Annotated in this window: 1 protein-coding gene; it reads right to left on the bottom strand. The window is 76.8% G+C overall.

Annotation, left to right across the window (positions count from 1 at the left end; all coding sequences use genetic code 11):
• Nucleotides 1–258 precede the first annotated feature (258 nt).
• A partial coding sequence (locus tag HCN56_RS24890; RefSeq protein ID WP_245247013.1) for a serine/threonine-protein kinase occupies nt 259–2,766 on the bottom strand: 2,508 nt, incomplete at its 5' end.

The following is a 2,766-nucleotide window of genomic DNA, read 5'->3' as shown; positions in this document are numbered from 1 at the left end:
CCGCGGCACTGCCGCCCCCGGCGGCCCCGCCGTCCGGAGGGGAGGCGGGGCCCGGTCCGGCGGTCGGTGCCGGTGCGGGAGCCCGACCGTCCGGTGCGGCGGTCTCCGCTCCCGAGGGGCGCGGTGAGGACGCGGGCCGCCCGGCGGAGTCGTCCGCCGGTGCCGGCCGCCCGGAACCGCACACCGCGCAGTACCGCTCGTCGGTACGCGGGGCCTCCCCACAGGCCGGACAGGAGACTTGATCACGCTGCGGCATCGTCACACCCATGTTCTCGGGCGGAGGCGGTTGGCCGTCTCCACCAGTTCGATCCGTTCTCCACTGGTCGCCGCCAACCGGGCGAGCACCCGGTACGAGCGTTCCAGTCCCAGTCTGACGCCGGTCTCGTTCAACGGTTGGTCCGGCATCAGTCGTTCCTCTCCCGCATGGACCCGGTCGTCCCCGACGCGACCCGCCAGCAACCAGTCGAGCGCTGCCCCGAGCACTTCACAGGACAACCGTTCGGCCAGTGCCGGTTCCAGACCCTGTTCACGGAGCAGGGTGAGCTGCCCGGCGGCGGCGCGCAGGTCGGGCAGGAGAGGTTCGGTGGGCGCCCGCTGGCGCAGCCGGGCCCGGACGCCGGCGACGCGGGCCGCGGTCCAGTGGGCGGAGGTGTCGGGGACCGACTCCAGGGCACGGACCGCTCCGGCGCGGTCGCCCAGCGCGAGCCGGACGCGCGCCAGCCCGAAGCCCGCGCTCACGTGGCTGGGGTCGGTCGCCCACACCAGCTCGTAGTAGTCGGCGGCGTTGTCCGACTGCCCCAGCTGCTCGGCGCACACGGCCAGCGCCAGCTTCGGCGCCAGTTCCCCGGGGAAGGCGTCGTAGACCGCGTCGAAGGCGAGCGCGGCCAGGTCGAGGTCGCCGTCGTCGAGTGCCAGCAGGCCGCGGTGCCACACCACCCGCCAGTCGTCGCCGTGGTCGCGCGCCAGGGCGGTGAGGACCCCGTCCGCGGCGCGGTGCCACGCGGAGCCGGTGGCCGGGCCGGTGGCGAGTTCCAGCAGCGCCCGCACCTCCCGGAGGGAGCGTTCCACCGATTCCTCGGGGGCCTCGCCCAGCGCGGCGAGCAGATCCTCGGGCTCGGTGGCGACCAGCCCGGCGAGGAACCCCGCGTTGGGGTCCTGCGGGTCGACGCGCGGGACGGGGAGCGCCAGGGCGGTCAGCCGGAGGTCGGGCCGGACAGTGGCGGGGGCGTGCACCGGTCCGCCGGGTGCCGGGGGCGGCAGGGGTCGGGCCGCCGTGCGGCGGCGGCGCGGGTCCCGTTCGCCGAGGACGGAGGCGCGGCCGTCGCCGGGCGGCAGCAGCTCGGGGTCGACCACCCGGGTCTCCGGCCCGAACATCGAGGACGCCGCCGGCCGGGGGCGCCCGGTGCGGAGGGCGACGATCTCCCGCAGGACCCCCGTGAGCTGGTCCGACATCTCGGCGGCCGAGGCGAAGCGGCGCTCGGGGTCGGGGTCGGTGGCCCGGACCAGCAGGCGGTAGAAGGACTCGTACCGGCGGAAGACGGCCACCGCGTCGGGCGAGGGGAGGCTGTCGGCGTAGGGGCCGCGGTAGCCGGAGAAGTCGAAGGTCAGCACGGCGAGGGTGCGGGCGACGGTGTACAGGTCGGACGCCACGGACGCGCCGTGCTCGGGGACCTCGGGTGCCTGGTAGCCGGGCGTGCCGTACACCGGGGAGCGCCGGTCGTCGATCCGCCGCACGGCGCCCATGTCGATCAGCTTGAGGTGGTTGCCCTGCTGGATGGCGTTGTCGACCTTGAAGTCGCAGTAGAGGAGGTTGCGGCTGTGCAGGTGGCCGAGGGCGTCGAGCGCGGCGAGGCCGTAGGCGCAGGCCAGCTCCACCGGCATCGGTTCGCGCCGGCCGTCGGGGGTGCGCCGCCCGTTGGCGAGTTCCTTGAGCGACCGGCCGCCGACGTACTCCATGACGATGTACCCGTCGCGGCTCCCGGTGCGCCGGTCCACGTGCTCCACGAAGTTGTAGACGCGGACGATGGTCCGGTGCTCGATCTCGGCGAGGAAGCGCCGCTCGTTGATGGCGGCGGCCATCGCGTCCGCGTCCCCGGAGTCGAGGAGGCCCTTGAGCACCACCCAGCGGCGGGACAGCGCGCGGTCGCGGGCCAGGTAGATCCAGCCGAGGCCGCCGTGGGCGAGGGGGCCGGCCACTTCGTACTGGCCCCGCAGCACGTCCCCGGGGGCGAGCTTGGGGACGAAGGAGAACGGGTGCCCGCACGCCGAGCAGAACCCCTCGGCCCGGCCGGGGCCCGCCTCGCCGGACCGGCCGACGGGCGCACCGCACTCGGGGCCGGAGCAGTAGCGCCGATCCTCGGGGACCTCGGGGTCGCGCAGCACGGCGGCGGCCGGGTCGGGGCGCGGCACCTCCGGCACGGTGACCAGGCCCGCGCCCAGCCGGGACCGGCTGCTGCGGACCGGGCCGGAACGGCCGCCCCGCACCGAGACCCACCAACCGCCGGCGGGCGCGGCGGCGCCGGTGCGGCTCAGCCGCCCCGGGACGGAGCGTCGGGAGACCTGCGAGCGCGACGGGCCGAGCAGCGAGCGGCCGACGGCCGATCCGCGTGCGACCGATCCGCCTGCGGCGGGTACCGGCTCCGCGGGCTCCGCCCGTTCCCCCCGCGGCGGCGCGGGCGATCCCGTCCGCACCGCTCGGGCGGGCGTTCCGCCGAGGTCGGACGGCCCGCGGCGTGCGGCCGCCCGGTCCCCGCCGCTCCCCGGGGC

Source organism: Streptomyces lonarensis (assembly GCF_012033735.1).
Lineage (GTDB): Bacteria > Actinomycetota > Actinomycetes > Streptomycetales > Streptomycetaceae > Streptomyces > Streptomyces lonarensis.
Note: the sequence above shows the minus strand (reverse complement) of the source record. Positions and strands in the feature narration are given on the sequence as shown.